Consider the following 760-nt stretch of genomic DNA (forward strand, 5'->3'; position numbering starts at 1 on the left):
CGCCCGGATTCCGAAGCGCTTCGCGGAAAAGACGTTCGCCGATTTCGTCGTGTCGAACCCGGCCCAGCAGATTGCCCTGGATGCTTGCACCGACTACGTCGACAACTTTTCGAAACATCGCCGGGAAGGTCGCTGCATGTTGCTGTTGGGGAAGGTCGGCACCGGCAAGACCCATCTGGCCATTGCTTCGGCCAGTCACCTGATCAACGAATGCATGGTCAAGGCGATCTACCGCACGGTGGGCACGCTCATCGGCGAGATCCGGGCAACGTTCAATGATCGCTCAGGCGAATCCGAGGCGCACATCTTGCGTGANGGTCGGCACCGGCAAGACCCATCTGGCCATTGCTTCGGCCAGTCACCTGATCAACGAATGCATGGTCAAGGCGATCTACCGCACGGTGGGCACGCTCATCGGCGAGATCCGGGCAACGTTCAATGATCGCTCAGGCGAATCCGAGGCGCACATCTTGCGTGAGGTGATTGGCGCGGACCTGCTGGTGCTCGATGAAGTCGGCGCGACTAAGCAGAGCGAGTTCGAGCTGGCCACCCTGTTCAGCATCATCAACGGCCGTTACGAACAATGCCGTCCGACGATCATCGTCAGCAACCTGTCTCCCGCTGAACTGAACGACGCCCTTGGTGCGCGCTGTGTCGACCGCATCCGCGAAAACGGCTGCATTGGCGTGGCATTCGAGTGGGAATCTCAACGCGGTAAGGAGGGCTTCTGATGAACGCCGCCAAGCAACAAAACATGCTC

Annotated in this window: 1 protein-coding gene; it reads left to right on the forward strand. The window is 59.7% G+C overall.

What is annotated here, in order from left to right; all coding sequences use genetic code 11:
- Window positions 1-275 precede the first annotated feature (275 nt).
- Entirely contained in the window at window positions 276-731 is a 456-nt protein-coding gene (locus ACLD1X_RS29145) for an ATP-binding protein (protein WP_429373736.1), read from the forward strand.
- Window positions 732-760: the final 29 nt, after the last annotated feature.

Origin of the sequence: Pseudomonas sp. 18173 (genome assembly GCF_050432945.1) — a bacterium.
Lineage (GTDB): Bacteria > Pseudomonadota > Gammaproteobacteria > Pseudomonadales > Pseudomonadaceae > Aquipseudomonas.